Genomic DNA, 1,691 nt, shown 5'->3' on the forward strand with positions numbered 1-1,691 from the left:
CTACTACGATTTCGGCCCCAACCACTACCGCAACGACCCGTTCTACCATTTCGAGTACCTCACGCAGGAAATTCGCGTAGTGCCCGGTCCGCAAAGCGATTTGTTCACGAGCCGCGGCATTGACACGTTCTATAAGGAACGCTACCAGGTAAGCGCGCAAACCGACCGCATGGGTTGCCGCCTCGATGGCCCGCAAATCGAATCGAGCCGCGGTTCCGACATCATTTCCGACGGCATTGCGCTGGGTTCGATTCAAATCCCCGCGCAGGGCACCCCCATCGTAATGCTCGCCGACCGCCAAACAACGGGCGGCTACGCGAAAATCGCCACCGTCGCGAGCGTCGACATTCCGCTGCTTGTGCAGCGCGCGACCAAGCAGTACGTGCAGTTCAAGCCCGTTTCGGTCATCGAAGCGCAGCGCCTGCTCGTGGCCGAGCGCGATTATTACCGCAACGTGCGCGCCAACGCACGGGGCAGGCTCACGCTGGAAATGCCCTGCATCGAGCCGAACGACCACGCGGGCGAGCCCACCATGCCTCCGGTGGAATAAGCGGAGGAAGAAACGGGCGCGGCCCGAAAAACGAGCCGCACGAACAAATCGATGCGATATGCGCGACATGCGGCTTTGGCCGAGCGCCGCGCGCAGCATACAGAACGCGACCACGGCGTATGAAGTGGCGGGCGCCGCCCCGACAAAGCGGCAGAAAGATACGCGAGGAAGCACCATGGCACAAGAACAGCTCAGCATTTCCGACATTCCCGCAAACATCACCCCGCGCGAAATGCGCCATATCATTCGCGAAGGACGCTTCAGCGGTCCCACGAGCGGCTTGTGCCCAGGCTACGCGCAGGGCAACCTCATCGTGCTGCCGAAGGAAGACGCCTACGACTTCCTGCTGTTCGCGATGCGCAACCCCAAACCCTGCCCCATTTTGGAGGTTTCGGAGGTGGGCGACCGCTTCTTCCATACCAGCAGCGCCGACTGCGACATCGCCAACGATTTCCCGCGCTACCGCGTCTACCGCGATGGCGTGATGGTCGACGACCCCACGAGCGTCGAAGATTTGTGGCGCGACGATTTGGTCGCATTCCTCATTGGCTGCTCGTTCAGCTTCGAAAGCGAGCTCATTGAGGCCGGCATCGAGATGCGCCACAACACGCAGGGCCGCAACGTGAGCATGTATATCACGAACATCGCGTGCGAGCCGGCGGGCAAGATGTCCGGCAACATGGTCGTGAGCATGCGCCCCATCCCGTATGATCAGGTCGTGCAGGCCGTGCAAATTTCAGGCGCCATTCCGAAGGTCCACGGCGCACCGATTCACATCGGCGACCCCAGCGTCATCGGCATTGACGATATCTCCAAGCCCGATTTCGGCGATGCGGTCGATATTCACGAGGGCGAGGTGCCCGTGTTCTGGCCGTGCGGCGTCACCCCGCAGTCGGTCGTCATGAACGTGAAGCCGAAATTCGCCATCACCCACGCACCCGGCTGCATGCTCATCACCGACACGAAGAACATCTCCCTGAAGTTTTAGCAACCTTGAACCGCACCTGTTAAATGCTCGTAGCGTTTAACACAACCTACTCGACCTGCTAAATGCTCGTAGCGTTTAGCAGGTTTATCGCAACCCGAAAGCGCCCGAGATAATTGCCAAACACAATTGACAGGAATCGCGTCGGCAGAAACC

The 1,691-nt window shown here is 60.1% G+C and carries 1 protein-coding gene and 1 pseudogene; both read left to right on the forward strand.

From position 1 onward, the window contains the following. A pseudogene (locus tag ACWI8T_RS09910) lies at positions 1-550 on the forward strand (hypothetical protein); the annotation flags it as partial. Between the two features lie 175 nt (positions 551-725). Next, positions 726-1,538 carry a putative hydro-lyase gene (locus ACWI8T_RS09915; RefSeq protein ID WP_294374966.1) on the forward strand — a complete coding sequence of 271 codons (813 nt, stop codon included), beginning with the start codon at positions 726-728 and terminating at the stop codon, positions 1,536-1,538. Positions 1,539-1,691 lie beyond the last annotated feature (153 nt).

The organism is Slackia sp., from assembly GCF_977041755.1.

What these genes read in the sequence shown, in the direction of transcription:
- ACWI8T_RS09915 (WP_294374966.1), top strand. Translation starts at nt 726, where the DNA reads ATGGCACAAGAACAGCTCAGCATTTCCGACATTCCCGCAAACATCACC.